14 protein-coding genes are annotated in these 14,921 nt (G+C 66.3%); 3 read left to right on the top strand and 11 right to left on the bottom strand.

Translation table 11 applies throughout. From position 1 onward, the window contains the following. The first annotated feature begins 35 nt into the window (after positions 1 to 35). The 3 genes from earP (at position 36) to ABD05_RS11300 (ending at position 3,567) form a co-directional block, all read left to right on the top strand. On the top strand, positions 36 to 1,229 hold the full coding sequence (earP, locus tag ABD05_RS11310; RefSeq protein WP_047900194.1) for an elongation factor P maturation arginine rhamnosyltransferase EarP: 1,194 nt from the start codon (positions 36 to 38) through the stop codon (positions 1,227 to 1,229). 126 nt (positions 1,230 to 1,355) lie between these two features. After that, entirely contained in the window at positions 1,356 to 1,913 is a 558-nt protein-coding gene (efp, locus tag ABD05_RS11305) for an elongation factor P (protein ID WP_047900193.1), read from the top strand. A gap of 268 nt (positions 1,914 to 2,181) precedes the next feature. Then, the gene (locus tag ABD05_RS11300) at positions 2,182 to 3,567 is read left to right on the top strand and encodes a sigma-54-dependent transcriptional regulator (RefSeq protein ID WP_047900192.1); all 1,386 of its coding nucleotides are present in this window, start codon (positions 2,182 to 2,184) and stop codon (positions 3,565 to 3,567) included. A 192-nt stretch (positions 3,568 to 3,759) separates the two neighbouring features. On the opposite strand, the gene nagZ is transcribed toward ABD05_RS11300, so the two are convergent. The 11 genes from nagZ to ABD05_RS11245 form a co-directional block, all read right to left on the bottom strand. Next, a complete protein-coding gene (gene nagZ / locus ABD05_RS11295) occupies positions 3,760 to 4,788 on the bottom strand; it encodes a beta-N-acetylhexosaminidase (RefSeq protein WP_047900191.1) in 1,029 nt (342 codons plus the stop codon). Positions 4,789 to 4,804: 16 nt separating this feature from the next. Further along, on the bottom strand, positions 4,805 to 5,239 hold the full coding sequence (gene acpS, locus ABD05_RS11290) for a holo-ACP synthase (RefSeq protein WP_047900190.1): 435 nt from the start codon (positions 5,237 to 5,239) through the stop codon (positions 4,805 to 4,807). A gap of 72 nt (positions 5,240 to 5,311) precedes the next feature. Next, on the bottom strand, positions 5,312 to 6,088 hold the full coding sequence (gene pdxJ, locus ABD05_RS11285; protein WP_047900189.1) for a pyridoxine 5'-phosphate synthase: 777 nt from the start codon (positions 6,086 to 6,088) through the stop codon (positions 5,312 to 5,314). After that, the gene (recO, locus tag ABD05_RS11280) at positions 6,085 to 6,921 is read right to left on the bottom strand and encodes a DNA repair protein RecO (protein ID WP_047900188.1); all 837 of its coding nucleotides are present in this window, start codon (positions 6,919 to 6,921) and stop codon (positions 6,085 to 6,087) included. Before recO ends, pdxJ begins: the two co-directional genes overlap by 4 nt. Further along, complete coding sequence (gene era, locus ABD05_RS11275; protein WP_047900187.1) at positions 6,908 to 7,807, bottom strand: GTPase Era; 900 nt, start codon at positions 7,805 to 7,807, stop codon at positions 6,908 to 6,910. Before era ends, recO begins: the two co-directional genes overlap by 14 nt. Before the next feature lie 60 nt (positions 7,808 to 7,867). Beyond that, the gene (rnc, locus tag ABD05_RS11270; RefSeq protein WP_047900186.1) at positions 7,868 to 9,094 is read right to left on the bottom strand and encodes a ribonuclease III; all 1,227 of its coding nucleotides are present in this window, start codon (positions 9,092 to 9,094) and stop codon (positions 7,868 to 7,870) included. Positions 9,095 to 9,247: 153 nt separating this feature from the next. Next, positions 9,248 to 10,141 (bottom strand): signal peptidase I, encoded by an 894-nt coding sequence (lepB, locus tag ABD05_RS11265; RefSeq protein ID WP_047900185.1) that lies wholly within the window; start codon positions 10,139 to 10,141, stop codon positions 9,248 to 9,250. A gap of 16 nt (positions 10,142 to 10,157) precedes the next feature. Beyond that, a complete protein-coding gene (gene lepA / locus ABD05_RS11260; protein WP_047900184.1) occupies positions 10,158 to 11,951 on the bottom strand; it encodes a translation elongation factor 4 in 1,794 nt (597 codons plus the stop codon). A 156-nt stretch (positions 11,952 to 12,107) separates the two neighbouring features. After that, complete coding sequence (locus tag ABD05_RS11255; RefSeq protein ID WP_047900183.1) at positions 12,108 to 12,344, bottom strand: glutaredoxin family protein; 237 nt, start codon at positions 12,342 to 12,344, stop codon at positions 12,108 to 12,110. Between the two features lie 7 nt (positions 12,345 to 12,351). After that, positions 12,352 to 13,848: a DegQ family serine endoprotease gene (locus ABD05_RS11250; protein ID WP_047900182.1), complete on the bottom strand. Its 1,497-nt coding sequence runs from the start codon at positions 13,846 to 13,848 to the stop codon at positions 12,352 to 12,354. A gap of 16 nt (positions 13,849 to 13,864) precedes the next feature. Then, positions 13,865 to 14,917 carry a MucB/RseB C-terminal domain-containing protein gene (locus tag ABD05_RS11245; RefSeq protein ID WP_047900181.1) on the bottom strand — a complete coding sequence of 351 codons (1,053 nt, stop codon included), beginning with the start codon at positions 14,915 to 14,917 and terminating at the stop codon, positions 13,865 to 13,867. Positions 14,918 to 14,921: the final 4 nt, after the last annotated feature.

The raw sequence follows: 14,921 nt of genomic DNA, 5'->3' as shown, positions 1-14,921 counted from the left end.
AATCGCCAGTTTAGAGCATTCACCGGCCCGCTTCGATGCCACGCACCACTGCTGCCCCCCAATCCGCTGCGCCGCTCGCGCCGGGCGAACCGATCGCCTGCGACCTCTTCTGCACGGTGATCGACAATTTCGGCGACATCGGCGTGTGCTGGCGCGTCGCGCGCCAGCTCGCACACGAGCACGGCTGGCAGGTTCGCCTGTTCGTCGACGACCTGCGCACGTTCGCGCGCCTGCTGCCGGGGGTCGATCCCGACGCGGGACGGCAGACGGTCGACGGCATCGTGATCGAGCACTGGCATGCGGAAGCCGGCGACGCACTGGAGATCGCCGATGTCGTGATCGAGGCGTTCGCGTGCGAGCTGCCCGGAGTGTATCTCGCCGCGATGGCGCGCCGCGCGCGGCGCCCGGTGTGGATCAACCTCGAATACCTGAGCGCCGAGGACTGGGTCGCCGATTTCCATTTGCGGCCATCGCCGCATCCGCGCTACCCGCTGCTGAAGACGTTCTTCTTCCCGGGCTTGTCGGCCGGCACGGGCGGCGTCCTGAAAGAGCACGACCTCGATGCGCGCCGCGCCGCGTTCGAAACCGACGCGGCCGCGCGCGCCGCGTGGTGGCAGCGCGCGACCGGCGGCGCGCCGCCGATGCCCGGCACGACGGTCGTCAGCCTGTTCGCGTACGAGAATCCGGCGGTCGACGCGCTGCTTGCGCAATGGCGCGACGGCCCGTCGCCGGTCGTCGCGCTCGTGCCGGCCGGCCGCGTGTCGCCTGCCGTCGCGCGCTTTTTCGGGGTCGAGTCGTTCGGCGCGGGCGCGCATGCGAGCAGCGGCAACCTGGTCGCTCACGGGCTCGCGTTCGTTCCGCAGGCCGACTACGACCCGCTGCTGTGGGTGGCCGACATCAACTTCGTGCGCGGCGAGGATTCCTTCGTCCGTGCGCAGTGGGCACGCAAGCCGTTCGTGTGGCACATCTACCCGCAGGCCGACGATGTACACCTGCCGAAGCTCGACGCCGCGCTCGCGCACCTGTCGGCCGGCCTCGCCGACGCGCCGCGCGCGGCGCTCGAGCGCTTCTGGCATGCTTGGAACGGCGTCGGCACGCCCGACTGGGCCGATTTCCTGCAACACCGTGCCGCACTCGACGCCAACGCGGCCCGCTGGGCCGACACGCTCGCGACCGTCGGCGATCTCGCCGGAAAGCTGGCCGAATACGCAAAATCTCAGCTAAAATAAGCGGTTATCCGACGGCTGACCAGGCAAGCGCTCGCTTTTGGCGTCCACCGGAACGCGCCGCTTGCGCCGTCAGCCGTTGCGCAACGCTCAGGCACCTATTTATTTGATTTGATCAGGACAGTTTTTATGAAGACCGCACAGGAACTCCGCGTAGGCAACGTCGTGCAGATCGGCAGCGATGCTTGGGTCATCGCCAAGGCGGAATACAACAAGTCGGGCCGTAATTCCGCCGTCGTCAAGATGAAGATGAAGAACCTGCTGACCAACGCAGGCCAGGAATCGGTCTACAAGGCAGACGACAAGTTCGACGTCGTCGTGCTCGACCGCAAGGAAGTGACGTATTCGTACTTCGCCGATCCGATGTACGTGTTCATGGACGCCGACTACAACCAGTACGAAGTCGAAGCCGAAATGATGGGCGAAGCGCTGAACTACCTCGAAGACGGCATGGCGTGCGAAGTCGTGTTCTACAACGAGAAGGCGATCTCGGTCGACCTGCCGACGGTCCTCGTTCGCGAGATCACCTACACGGAACCGGCCGTCAAGGGCGACACGTCGTCGGGCAAGGTGCTGAAGAACGCCAAGCTCGCAACGGGCTTCGAACTGCAAGTGCCGCTCTTCTGCAACACCGGCGACAAGATCGAAATCGATACGCGTACGAACGAATACCGCAGCCGCGCGTAATCGCCAGCGATTCCCGCGTCGAACAAAGCGCCCTTCGGGGCGCTTTTTGTTTGCCTGCCGCCAACAGCGACCGCAAACCAGTGCCATATCAAGCACAAAATCCACCGGTAAAGATATTCAATTTGTATCATCGGTAACTGTTTTATAGCGCCGGAGAAATAATGCGCGTTACGCGTTCGGCGGGGCATAAAATCAGTTTTTAATCTGACATGCGGCTGCGGCCCCGAGGGCCGACAGCCCGCCTCTCTTGACTCGACTCGCGTCCACCATGCCACACGCCCTGATTGTCGAAGACGATCCCAACAGTCTCTCCGGCCTCACCGCGCTGCTCGCCGCAGACGGCTTCTCGGTCGACACGGCCACGTCGCTCGCCGAAGCGCGCACGGCGCTCGGCCGCTCGATTCCCGATGTCGTCCTCGTCGACCTGAACCTGCCGGACGGCAGCGGGTTCGACCTGCTCCAGCACCTGCCGCAGCAACAGCCGAACGGCTCGCTGCCCGTCATCGTGCTGACGGGCAACGCGACGGTCGAAAGCGCAATCGAGGGCCTGCGTCACGGTATTTGGGACTACCTGCTGAAGCCGATCAACATTCCGCGCCTGCGCAGCCTGCTCGCGCGGATCCCGCGCCCGTACGAACTGATCGACGAAGTGCAGTCGCTGCGCGCATCGCTGCGCCATCTCGGCCGCTTCGGCGCGCTGGTCGGCCGCAGCGACGCAATGCAGCACGTGTACGACATGATCGAGCACAACGCGCGCACCGAAACGGCCGTGCTGTTCGCGGGCGAAGCCGGCACCGGCAAGAAGCTGGCCGCGCGCACGCTGCACGAACTGAGCCGGCGCCGCAAAGGGCCGTTCGTGTCGTTCGACTGCAGGACGATTGCGCATGCCGGCCGGCACGGCGCATCGCTCGACAGCGTGCTGTTCGGCCATGAGCGCGGCGCGTTCGACGGCGCCGAGCGCCGCGAATCGGGCCTGTTCGAACAGGCGGGCGGCGGCACGCTGTTCCTCGACGAGATCACCGCGCTACCGCTCGTGCTGCAGGAAGCGCTGCTGCATGCGCTCGATTCGCAGAACTTCATGCGGATCGGCGGCACGAGCGCGATCACGAGCGATTTCCGGCTGATCGCGACCACGCGCCGCCCGGCGCGCGAAGCGGTCGCGAACGGCACGCTGCGCGAGGATCTGTGGCTGCGCCTCGATGCGGCCTCGATCACGATGCCGCCGCTGCGCGAGCGCGACGGCGACGCACTCGCGATCGCGGACGCGCTGATCGACGAACTGAACCGCGAAGCGCGCGCAACCGGCCGCAGCACGACCGACAAGCGCGCGGCGCCGGGCTTCGTGCGCGAATGCGTGTCCTACGAATGGCCCGGCAACGTGCGCGAGCTGCAGGAACGCGTGCGCTTCGCGTACGACGCGTCGGGCGATTTCATCGAGACGCTGCGCGCGGGCGAGACCAGCTTCGCCGCCGGCGCCGCGCTGAACGGCAGCAGCGTGCAGATCAAGGTCGGCACGCCGCTGGCCGACGTCGAGGATCTGCTGATCCGCGCGACGCTCGACGCGGTCGGCGGCACGCGCCACCGCGCGGCGACGCTGCTCGGCATCAGCCCGAAGACGCTGTACAACAAGCTGCAGCGGATGAAGGTGAACTGAGCGGGCGGCGATGCGCGCGGGCGCTGGCAGGATTTGACCGTTAGTTGCGTTGCAAGGTCGCCGCGCCGGCATGCCCGATTTCCGCCGTAGTCCTGTTCACGCCTGCCGCACCGCATGTAAAAAGCCGCGCAACAGCGCGGCTTTTTGTTTCAGCGACCTGAATGGCGCGGTTCCGCGCCCCCCCTTCCCCGCTTACGCCAGTGCGCTGCTCAACAGCGCCTGCGCCTGCAGATACTCGGGCTGCACGATCAGCTTGTCCCACTTGAGCGCCTTGCCGCGCGCGCGCATCCGCTTGAGGCGCCGCGCCGACTCGGCCGATGCCTGCGCCTTCAGCCCGTTCAGCACGACTTCGGCCGCGTCCGGCTGATTGCAGACCAGCACCATGTCGCACCCGGCGGCGAGCGCGGCTTCGGCCGCCTGCGTGAGCGTGCCGCCTTCGCGGGCGGCCTCCATCGACAGGTCATCGCTGAAGATCGCGCCCGTGAAGCCGAGCCGGCCGCGCAGGATGTCCTGCAGCCACACACGCGAAAAACCGGCCGGCCGCTTGTCGACCTGCGTGTAGATCACGTGCGCGGGAATCACCGCGGACAGCGACAAGCCGAGCCAGTCGTACGGCGCGACGTCCTGCTTGAGGATCGCGTCGAGCGTGCGATCGTCGGTCGGCAGCGCGACGTGCGAATCGGCCTCCGCGAAGCCGTGCCCCGGAAAATGCTTGCCGCAGTTCGCCATGCCGGCAAGCGACAGCCCGTGGTTCAGGCTCTTCGCGAGCAGCGTGACGACGCGCGGGTCGCGATGGAATGCGCGATCGCCGATCACTTTCGAGTGCCCGTAGTCGAGATCGAGCACGGGCGTGAAGCTCATGTCGATCCCGCACGCGCGCAACTCGGCGGCCAGGATGTATCCGACGGCGGTCGCGACCTTCGTCGCGAGCAGCACGTCGCGATCCCACAGCTCGCCGAGGCGGCGCATCGCGGGCAGCACCGTGAAGCCGTCGGTGCGGAACCGCTGCACGCGCCCGCCTTCGTGATCGACGGCGATCAGGATGTCTTCGCGCACCGCGCGGATCGAGTCGGTCAGCGAGGTCAGCTGCGCGCGATTCAGGAAGTGCCGCGCGAACAGGATCACGCCGCCGGTGTTCGGATGCGCGAGGCGCCGCGCATCGTCGCGCGACAGGGCCGTGCCGACGACGTCGAGCATGACCGGGCCGGGAGTCGTTTTCATCGAATCGGGAATTCCGTCAGGAGGAGGTTCGGGAAACAGGTGCGGGTGCAGGTGCGGCGTCCGTCTCGGCGATCACGAACGACACCGCATAGTCGCGTTCGTCGCTGACCGTCACGCGCGCCGTGATGCCGCGCGCGGCGAGCCAGTCGGCCAGCTCGCCCGACGCGACCACGTACGGCTCGCCGCTTGGGTGGTTGAGGGTCTGCAATGCACGCCACGTCATCGGCCAGTGCATGCCGAGCCCGATCGCCTTCGAGAACGCTTCCTTCGCGGAAAAACGCGTCGCGAGGAACGCGATGCCGCGCGCCTCGGAACGTGCGCGACGCGCATGGAACACGCGCAGTTCATCGGGGCCCAGCACCTTGTCGGCAAACCGGCCGCCCGTGCGTTCGAGCACGGCCGCGATGCGGCTCACCTGGGCAATGTCGGTACCGATGCCGTAGATCGCCATGTCAGTACGCGCCGGAGTGCCCCGGCAGGGCCGGGCGGCAAACGGCGCGCGCAGCGCGATGCAATTTCATCGTCAGCGCGCGCCGCCATGCAGCGCGGCGACGCGTGCGGCGACCATGATCGCCTTCATCTCGCGCACCGCGTTGTCCCAGCCCGCGAAGATCGCGTGCGCGACGATCGCATGGCCGATGTTCAGCTCGACGATGCCGTCGATCGCGGCGATCTGCTGCACGTTCGTGTAGTGCAGACCGTGCCCCGCGTTGACCTTCAGGCCGAGCTGCGCGCCAGCCTGCACGCCCGCGACGATGCGCTCGTATTCGCGCTGCTGCGCGGCTTCGTCGTGCGCCTCGGCGTAGCGGCCCGTATGCAGCTCGATCACCGGCGCGCCCGCTTCGTGCGCGGCGCGGATCTGCGTTTCGTCCGGGTCGATGAACAGCGACACGCGCACGCCCACGTCGGCAAGCTGCTTGCACGCCGCGCGCACGGCTTCGAAGTGGCCGGCGACATCGAGGCCGCCTTCGGTCGTCAGCTCCTCGCGCTTCTCGGGCACGAGGCACGCGTCGTGCGGACGCACTTCGCACGCGATGTCGAGCATCTCGGCCGTCACCGCGCACTCGAGGTTCATGCGCGTCTTCAGCAGCGGGCGCAGCTTGCGCACGTCCGCATCGACGATGTGGCGGCGATCCTCGCGCAGGTGCAGCGTGATCGCGTCGGCGCCTGCCTCTTCGGCGGCGAGCGCTGCGCGGATCGGATCGGGATAGGTCGTGCCGCGCACATTGCGCAACGTCGCGACATGGTCGATGTTCACGCCGAGGTCGATGGCGGTGGGCGTTGTCAGGAAGAAGCTCATAGGTTTTGCAGGTCGATCAGGATCTGGCGCGTGGCAAGCGGCGTACCGCCGAGATAGGTGTTCAGCAGGAAGCGCATCAGCGTCTTGCTTTGCGCAACCGTCTGGGCTCGATGGTAATCGTCCTGCTCCATGTCGAGCAACGTCTGTCCGGTGATGACCGGCCAGTGCGACGGTACATCGTCGTCCGCATTGCGCACGCCGCGCTCGGGATCGAACACGTACCGGCCGTCGGGTTCGACCGCACGACGCGCGACCGTGCGGTTCAGCGCCATCGCATAGCCGGTCTCGCGCAGCAGCACGCGCTCGAACGAGCGCAGCACCTGCACCGCGGGTTCGCCGTGCGCGAGGCGCGTGAGGGTCAGCACGTAATGATTGAACAGCGGCGGCTGGGGATCCTCGCGCGCGCAGAATTTCACGAGCAGTTCGTTTGCGTAGAAGCCGCACAGGAGCCCGTCGCCGACGAGCGGCAGCATCCCGCCGACCCACTCGGCGCCCGTCAGCGTGCGCACCTCGGATTTGCCCGACCAAGACAGCAGCAGCGGCTGGAATGTCTGCAGCACGCCGCGCAGCGCGGAGTGCGGGCGCTTCGCCCCCTTCGCGACGAGCGCGAGCCGGCCATGATCGCGCGTCAGCACGTCGACGATCAGGCTCGTTTCCCGGTACGGATAGCTGTGCAGCACGAACGCCGGCTGCTCGGCGACGCGGAAATCGGACGTGCGAGACGTCGCGCGCCGCGCCTTGCGCGGCGGTTCGGGCGGCGCCGGCAGCGGCGCATCGTTCGCGCCGGCCGTCACCGCATCTTCAGTCGACGTCAGCGCGTCATTCGTACCCATAGGCGCGCAGCCCCGCCTCGTTGTCGGCCCAGCCGCTCTTCACCTTCACGAAGGTCTCGAGGTACACGGGGCCGTCGAACAGCTTCTCCATGTCCATCCGCGCCTCGGTGCTGATCTGCTTGAGCTTCTCGCCCTTCTTGCCGATCACCATCGCCTTGTGCGTATCGCGCTCGACGAGGATCGTCGCGAAGATGCGCTTCAGGCGCCCCTCCTCCTCGAACTTGTCGATCATGACGGTGCTCGTATACGGCAGTTCGTCGCCGGTCCAGCGGAACACCTTCTCGCGCAGGATCTCGGCCGCGAGGAAGCGCGAGCTGCGATCGGTGAGTTCGTCCTCGCCGTAGATCGGCTCGCCTTCCGGCAGGTACGGCTTGATCGTCTCCAGCAAGCGCTTGATGTCTTCCGGCCGCTGCGCCGACAGCGGCACGAGTTCGGTGAATTCGCGCAGCCCGCTCATCTGCTGCATGAACGGGAACAGCGTCGCCTTGTCGGCCACGCGGTCGATCTTGTTCGCGATCAGCAGCGTCGGCATGCCGGGCGGAATCAGGTCGAGCACCTTCTGGTCGTCGGGCCCGAAGCGGCCCGCTTCGATCACGAACAGGATCACGTCGACCGACGTCAGCGTCGACGTGACCGCGCGGTTCAGCGAACGGTTCAGCGCGGTGCTGTGACGGGTCTGGAAGCCCGGCGTATCGACGAACACGAACTGCGCGTCGTCGAACGTGTTGATGCCGGTGATGCGATGGCGGGTCGTCTGCGCCTTGCGCGACGTGATGCTGATCTTCTGGCCGACGAGTGCGTTCATCAACGTCGACTTGCCGACGTTCGGGCGGCCCACGATCGCGATCATGCCGCAACGGAAACCGGTAGGAGCGGGAGTGTTCATATCGTTTGGGAGACAGGTTCGGAAACGGCCGCGCGGCGCGCGGCACGATCGATGGGCAATTCAGTGGTCGGCATCGGCCACGCGCGCCTGCGTGGCAGCGAGGCTCGCACCGCCCGGCGGCGTATCGGAATCGGGCGCCGCAGCATCGCGTGCGCGCACGGTCGCGCGCGACGCGGGGTCGGAACCGGCGGAAGGCTTGTCGGCGGACGACGATGCCGGATCGGCTGCCTGACCGGCCGGCTTGTCGGCTGCGCGCGGCGCGGCTTCCGCGGGCTTTTCCGCAACTTTGTCGGTGCGCTCGGCCGGCTTTTCGGCAACCTTGTCGGTCGCCGGCTTCGCCGCCCGCTCGCCCTTGTCGGCAGCCGTCTCGACATGCGCCGCGCGAATCGCGGCCATCGGCGCCGCAGCCGGCTCCGCGCCGGCGCCGGTCGCAGCGGTTGCCGCGGGCACCGCACCGGCCGCCTTGGCCTCGCGCGCCGCCGCACGTTCCTTCCGCTCCGGCGAGCGCAGGTCGAGCGCTTCCTGCACACCCTTCACGCCCGGCACGATTTCGGGTTCGACATGCTTCGACCCGCGCGCGTTTTTCGAACGCTTCGGCTTCGCGGCCAGCATCGGCGCGGCCGCCATCACCTCGTCGAGCGCCTTCTTCGCCGCTGCCTGCTCGGCCGCGCGCCGGCTCGCACCGGAGCCCGACACCTTCACGTCCAGCTTCGGCACCGTGCATTCGACTTCGAATTGCTGATTGTGCGCCGCACCATGCGTCGCGACGACCGTGTAGGTCGGCAGCGCGATCTTGTGCCCCTGCAGGTACTCCTGCAGCAGCGTCTTCGCATCCTTGCCGAGGGTGCGCGGATCGATGTGGTCGAGAATCGGGATGTAGAGGCGCTTGATGACCCCTTGGGCGGCTTCGAAGCCGCCATCGAGGAACACGGCCCCGATGATGGCTTCGAACGCGTCCGCGAGGATCGACGGGCGGCGGAAACCGCCGCTGCGCAACTCGCCCTCGCCCAGCCGCAGTCCGTCCGAAATATTAAGGGCCTGAGCAATCTCGTACAGCGACTGCTGTTTGACGAGGTTGGCGCGTACGCGCGACAGGTCACCTTCGTCCAGCTTGCTGAAACGCTGAAACAAAAGGGCGGCCACCGCGCAATTCAGAACGGAGTCGCCGAGAAACTCGAGCCGTTCGTTGTGCGTGGCACTGTGACTGCGATGGGTCAAAGCCTGGCGCAACAATTCCGCATTGCGAAATTCGTAGCGCAGCCGGCTTTCCAACTGGGATAGGGGCATGTGCAGGAGTATAACGCGGGCGCCGGTCGGGCCGAAACGGCACGGCCGGACACGAAAAGGCGTGACGAGGCGGTGTTACCGCCGGTTCTTAAAGTAGTTCGGCAATACGCGACGCGGCCCGTGCGTCGCGTATTGCGTGTACGTCGAATGCGATCAGTTGAAGGAACCGATGCGCTTCAGGTCGCTGAAGTTCATCCAGATGAAGAACGCGCGGCCGACGATGTTCTGGTCCGGCACGAAACCCCAGTAGCGGCTGTCCGCGCTGTTGTCGCGGTTGTCGCCCATCATGAAGTAGTGACCGGGCGGCACCTTGCAGATCACGCCGCGGCTGTTGTACGTACAGTTGTCGCGATACGGATAGTCGTATGCGCCCATCACGAACGGCGGCACCGCAGGATTGTTGAGGATCGCGTTCTTCCTGTTGCCGATCGTCTCCTCGAACTGCTTCGCGTAATTCTGGCGCTCGTCGTCGAAGAAATCGGGCAGCGGCGTTTCGGGCACCGGCTGGCCGTTGATCGTGAGCTGCTTGTCCTGGTACGCGACCGTGTCGCCCGGCAGGCCGATCACGCGCTTGATGTAGTCGACCGACTCGTCCTTCGGATAACGGAACACGACGACGTCGCCGCGCGACAGCGGGCTGCCCTGCGTGATCTTCGTGTTCGTGACCGGCAGGCGCAGCCCGTACTCGAACTTGTTGACGAGGATGAAATCGCCGACGAGCAGCGTCGGCACCATCGAACCCGACGGAATCTTGAACGGCTCGATGATGAACGAACGCACGACGAACACCGCCAGGATCACCGGGAAGAAACTCGCGGTGTACTCGAGCCACCACGGCTGGCGCAGCTTCTCGTCGCGCAGCTTCGAACGCGTCTGCACGGCGTTTTCGTCCGCGAAGCGCTTGTCGATGCGCGACTGCTGGCGATCGAACTCCTCGATCGCCGAGTCGGCCGCCAAGCGTCGCCGCGGCAGGAACACCATCTTGTCCAGCACCCACGCTACGCCCGTCACGACGACGAGCACAAAAAGAATCAGCGCAAAATTCATAAAAGGAACAGTCCTGTTATTTGTCTTCGACGCGCAAGATCGCAAGGAACGCTTCCTGCGGGATCTCGACCGAACCCACCTGCTTCATGCGTTTCTTGCCGGCCTTCTGCTTTTCGAGCAGCTTTTTCTTACGCGAGATGTCGCCGCCATAGCACTTCGCCAGCACGTTCTTGCGCAGCGCCTTGATGTTCTCGCGGGCGATGATGTGCGCACCGATCGTGGCCTGGATCGCCACGTCGTACATCTGGCGCGGAATGATCTCGCGCATCTTCGCCGCCACTTCGCGGCCGCGATACTGCGATTGCGACCGGTGGACGATCACCGACAGCGCGTCGACCTTGTCGCCGTTGATCAGCATGTCGACCTTCACGACGTCCGCCGACCGGTATTCCTTGAACTCGTAGTCCATCGACGCGTAGCCGCGCGACACCGACTTCAGGCGGTCGAAGAAATCGAGCACGATCTCGGCCATCGGGATTTCGTAGGTCAGCTGAACCTGGCGGCCGTGATACTGCATGTTGATCTGCGAGCCGCGCTTCTGCGTGCACAGCGTGATCACCGAGCCGACGTAGTCCTGCGGCATGTAGAGATTCACCGTGACGATCGGCTCGCGGATCTCCTCGATCTTCTGCGGCTCCGGCATCTTCGCGGGATTCTCGACCATCACGATCGAGCCGTCGCTCATCAGGACCTCGTAGACCACGGTCGGCGCCGTGGTAATGAGGTCCATGTCGAATTCGCGCTCCAGCCGCTCCTGCACGATCTCCATATGCAGGAGACCCAGGAAGCCGCACCGGAACCCGAAGCCGAGCGCCTGCGACACTTCCGGCTCGTACTGCAGCGACGCGTCGTTGAGCTTCAGCTTCTCGAGCGATTCGCGCAGCGCGTCGTACTGGTTCGCTTCCACCGGATAGAGTCCGGCGAACACCTGCGGCTTCACTTCCTTGAAGCCCGGCAGCGCTTGTGTCGCCGGCTTGGCCACGTGCGTGACGGTATCGCCGACCTTCGCGGCCGTCAGCTCCTTGATGCCGGCGATGATGAAGCCCACCTGCCCCGCCGACAGCGAATCGAGATTGCGCGACTTCGGCGTGAACACACCGATGTGCTCGACCGGATACTGCGCGCCGGTCGCCATCATCTTGATCTTGTCCTTCGGGCGCAGCGTGCCGTTGACGATGCGCACCAGCATCACGACGCCGACGTAGTTGTCGAACCACGAATCGATGATGAGCGCCTGCAGCGGCGCATCGGGATCGCCCTTCGGCGGTGGCACCTTCGCGATCAGCGCTTCGAGCACGTCCTCGACGCCGAGGCCCGTCTTCGCGCTGCAGCGCGTCGCGTCGGTCGCATCGATGCCGATCACATCCTCGATCTCCTCGATCGCGTTCTCGGGGTTCGCGGCCGGCAGGTCGATCTTGTTCAGCACCGGCACGACCTCGACGCCGAGTTCGATCGCCGTGTAGCAGTTCGCGACCGTCTGCGCCTCGACGCCCTGGCTCGCGTCGACGACCAGCAGCGCGCCTTCGCACGCGGACAGCGAACGGCTGACCTCGTACGAGAAGTCGACGTGCCCCGGCGTGTCGATCAGGTTCAGGTTGTAGACCTTGCCGTCGCGCGCGCGATAGGACAGTGCAGCCGTCTGCGCCTTGATCGTGATGCCGCGCTCGCGCTCGATATCCATCGAATCGAGCACCTGCGCTTCCATTTCACGGTCGGCGAGGCCGCCGCATACCTGGATGATGCGATCCGCGAGCGTCGACTTGCCATGGTCGATGTGCGCGATGATCGAGAAATTACGAATATGATCCATTCAGTGCCGATCAAGCGAAAAAGGCGCGCTCGACGACTGCGGAGCACGCCTTGTGTAAGTCGGTGAAAAAACAGCTTATTTTAGCCGAAAAGGCCTTCAGCCGGGCGGTATTTCGGACGCCCGGCCGCGCGGTGCCCGGCCGGCGACCGGCCAGGCTCAGCGCCGGGCCGCGAGCGCGTCGCGCACCCTCGCGTCGTCGAACCGGTGGCGGCACACTTCCGCGCCGTCCAGCAGCAGCACCGGCACGTCCTCGTCGTAGCGGGCGACGAGCGCCGAATCGGTGTCGATGTCGACATAGTCGACCGCGACGCCGAATTCGGCCGCCACCGGCGCCAGTGCGTCGCGCATGTCGTCGCACAGGTGGCACCAGCCGCGGCCGTAGAGCGTGAACATCGGCGCGTTACTTCTGGCGCGGCCGCACGGGCACGAACTGCGTGTTGTCGCCGCGCCGCACGAGCACCGCGACCGCCTTCTGCGGATCGAGCTGTGCGGTCACTTCGGCGAACTGCTTCGCGCTCGTGATGTCGGTATCGCCGACGCGCAGCACGATGTCGCCGCGCTGCAGGCCCGCACGGGAGGCCGGGCCGTCGACACCGTCGACCTGCACGCCGTTCTTCAGCTTCAGCGTCTTCAGCTGATCCGCCGTCAGGTCGCTGACCGTCAGACCTAGCGAATTGGTCTGGCGCGGCTTCTGCGGCGCGTTCTTGCGCTGTTCGGCCTTGGCCGTCGACTCGGCCGGCGTCTCCGCGATCGTGATCGGAAGATCGCGTGCCTGACCCTTGCGCCACACGCTGACGGTCGCCTTCGTGCCGGGCTTCGTGTCGCCGACCATGCGCGGCAGATCCGACGCCGTATCGACCGGACGGCCGTTGAACTTCAGGATAATGTCGCCCGGCTGGATGCCCGCCTTGTCGGCCGGGCCGCCCGGCTCGACGCTGCTGACCAGCGCGCCTTCCGCCTTCGGCAACCCGATCGAGTCGGCCACGTCCTTCGTCACCTCGCCGATCGCCACCGCGATCCGGCCGCGCGTGACCTTGCCCGTCGCCTTCAGCTGGTCGGCCACGCGCATCGCCTCGTCGATCGGAATCGCGAACGAGATGCCCATGAAGCCGCCGGTACGGCTGTAGATCTGCGAGTTGATGCCGATCACCTCGCCCTGCATGTTGATCAGCGGGCCGCCCGAGTTGCCGGGGTTCACGGCGACGTCGGTCTGGATGAACGGCAGATAGTCGCCCGTGTTGCGGCTCTTCGAGCTGACGATGCCGGCCGTCACCGTGTTGTCGAGGCCGAACGGCGAACCGATCGCGACGACCCACTCGCCGACGCGCACCTTGTTCGAGTCGCCGATCGCGACGACAGGCAGGTTCGACGCCTGGATCTTGACGACCGCGACGTCCGTGCGATCGTCGACGCCGATCAGCTTCGCCTTGAACTCGCGCTTGTCGGTCAGCGTCACGTAGATGGTGTCCGCGTCGTCGACGACGTGCGCATTGGTCATCACGTAACCGTCGGCCGACACGATGAAGCCCGAGCCGACGCCGCGGTTCTGCTCGGTGTCGGGCGGATTGTCCGGCGCCGGCGCATTCTTCGGATTGCCGTTGCCGCTACCGTTGCCGGGCGCTTGCGGCAGCGGAATGCCGAAGAAGCGCCGGAAGAATTCCGACATGTCGCCGTTGTCGAAGCCCGGCGGGAGCATCCCGCGCGGGCCGCTGCTCGTCGGCACGTTGGCGGTGGTCCGGATGTTCACGACGGCCGGCCCGACTTTTTCGACCAGATCGGCGAAATCGGGCAGGCTGGCAGCGGGAGCCGTCACCGCGACCGCGGTATGCGGTACGAGCGGCAGGCAGGCAGACAGCGCCGCCGCCGCGAGCCATTTGCGCAGCGTGAGTTTCATCATGTCGGAAGCCGTAGCGTTACTTGGAAGCCTTGTATTCTATGGCAGACGCGAACTGCTGCAACGTAGCCGGCGGCACTTCGCCGAGCACGGTGATCCAGTAGTCGCCGCGACGCTTCACGAGAACGTGCGTCGCACCGGTGCTGCCCGCGCCTTCCTTGCGCGTGTTCTTCTCGGCCGGCTCGATGAAAACGGAGATCGTCGCGAGACCGTCGGTGAAGACAGCCTGATCGACCGGGATCGGCGGATCGCCCGCATCGCGCGCAGCCATCGGCCGGCGCACTTCGCGGATCTTCTGGAAGCCGGCGACGCTCGGCGCGAGCTGCCAACCCTGCGCTTCCATGTCGACCGTCGCGACCGGCGGGCGCACGACCGTCCAGCCGCTCAGGTTGCGCATGCCGGCCGCGATCGCGGCCTTGTCGCCGCTCCCACCGCCCGCCTGCAATTGCGAGAACGCAATCTGTTCGAGCACGTGATCGTTCGCATCGAGCGTCTGCGAGCGCAGCAGCAGCCCGGTGCGCGCGTCGGCCCAGAGCTTGTACGTGAAACGGTAGGCATCCTTCGGCACGAGCTCGACGACCTGCGCGTCAATCCCGGCCACGCGGTCCTTGCCGAGCAACTTCGCGTCGTAGACGGACATCACGTGTTCGCCGCTCGCGCCGAGCAGCGCGGGGAACGAGTCGCGCGTCTGACGGCGCTCGACCACGCACAGCTTGCGCTCGGGCACGAACGTGTACAGCTCGTCGTTATGCCGCAGCAGCTTGCGCGGCTTGCCGTCGAGTGTCTCGATCCGCTCGAACTCGCCGTCGCGGGACGCGACGTGCGCGATGCGCGACGACTGGACATACCCGCCGCGCTGGTAGACGAACGTGCCCTCGTAGCTCTGCTGCTGGGCCGCCTGCTGGACGCGGTCGAGCCAGTCCGCGGCGCCCTTGCGGGTCGCGACGGGATCGTCCGGTTGCTGGGCGCTGGCAGGAAGGGATTGAACGGACAACAGGGCGGCTGCGCAAAGCAGGAGGGCCGGCAGCCGCTTCCATCCGGAGATGGCGTGATTCAACTGCAATGTCCGCATCGGG

Source organism: Burkholderia pyrrocinia (assembly GCF_001028665.1).
Taxonomy (GTDB): domain Bacteria; phylum Pseudomonadota; class Gammaproteobacteria; order Burkholderiales; family Burkholderiaceae; genus Burkholderia; species Burkholderia pyrrocinia.
Note: the sequence above shows the minus strand (reverse complement) of the source record. Positions and strands in the feature narration are given on the sequence as shown.

Excerpts from the sequence above, each read along its gene's own strand:
- ABD05_RS11250 (WP_047900182.1), bottom strand. The coding sequence starts at position 13,848 with ATGATGAAACTCACGCTGCGCAAATGGCTCGCGGCGGCGGCGCTGTCT.
- ABD05_RS11300 (WP_047900192.1), top strand. The coding sequence starts at position 2,182 with ATGCCACACGCCCTGATTGTCGAAGACGATCCCAACAGTCTCTCCGGC.
- era (WP_047900187.1), bottom strand. The coding sequence starts at position 7,807 with ATGAACACTCCCGCTCCTACCGGTTTCCGTTGCGGCATGATCGCGATC.
- ABD05_RS11245 (WP_047900181.1), bottom strand. The coding sequence starts at position 14,917 with ATGCGGACATTGCAGTTGAATCACGCCATCTCCGGATGGAAGCGGCTG.
- recO (WP_047900188.1), bottom strand. The coding sequence starts at position 6,921 with ATGGGTACGAATGACGCGCTGACGTCGACTGAAGATGCGGTGACGGCC.
- ABD05_RS11255 (WP_047900183.1), bottom strand. The coding sequence starts at position 12,344 with ATGTTCACGCTCTACGGCCGCGGCTGGTGCCACCTGTGCGACGACATG.
- rnc (WP_047900186.1), bottom strand. The coding sequence starts at position 9,094 with ATGCCCCTATCCCAGTTGGAAAGCCGGCTGCGCTACGAATTTCGCAAT.
- lepB (WP_047900185.1), bottom strand. The coding sequence starts at position 10,141 with ATGAATTTTGCGCTGATTCTTTTTGTGCTCGTCGTCGTGACGGGCGTA.
- lepA (WP_047900184.1), bottom strand. The coding sequence starts at position 11,951 with ATGGATCATATTCGTAATTTCTCGATCATCGCGCACATCGACCATGGC.
- acpS (WP_047900190.1), bottom strand. The coding sequence starts at position 5,239 with ATGGCGATCTACGGCATCGGTACCGACATTGCCCAGGTGAGCCGCATC.
- pdxJ (WP_047900189.1), bottom strand. The coding sequence starts at position 6,088 with ATGAGCTTCTTCCTGACAACGCCCACCGCCATCGACCTCGGCGTGAAC.
- earP (WP_047900194.1), top strand. The coding sequence starts at position 36 with ATGCCACGCACCACTGCTGCCCCCCAATCCGCTGCGCCGCTCGCGCCG.
- nagZ (WP_047900191.1), bottom strand. The coding sequence starts at position 4,788 with ATGAAAACGACTCCCGGCCCGGTCATGCTCGACGTCGTCGGCACGGCC.
- efp (WP_047900193.1), top strand. The coding sequence starts at position 1,356 with ATGAAGACCGCACAGGAACTCCGCGTAGGCAACGTCGTGCAGATCGGC.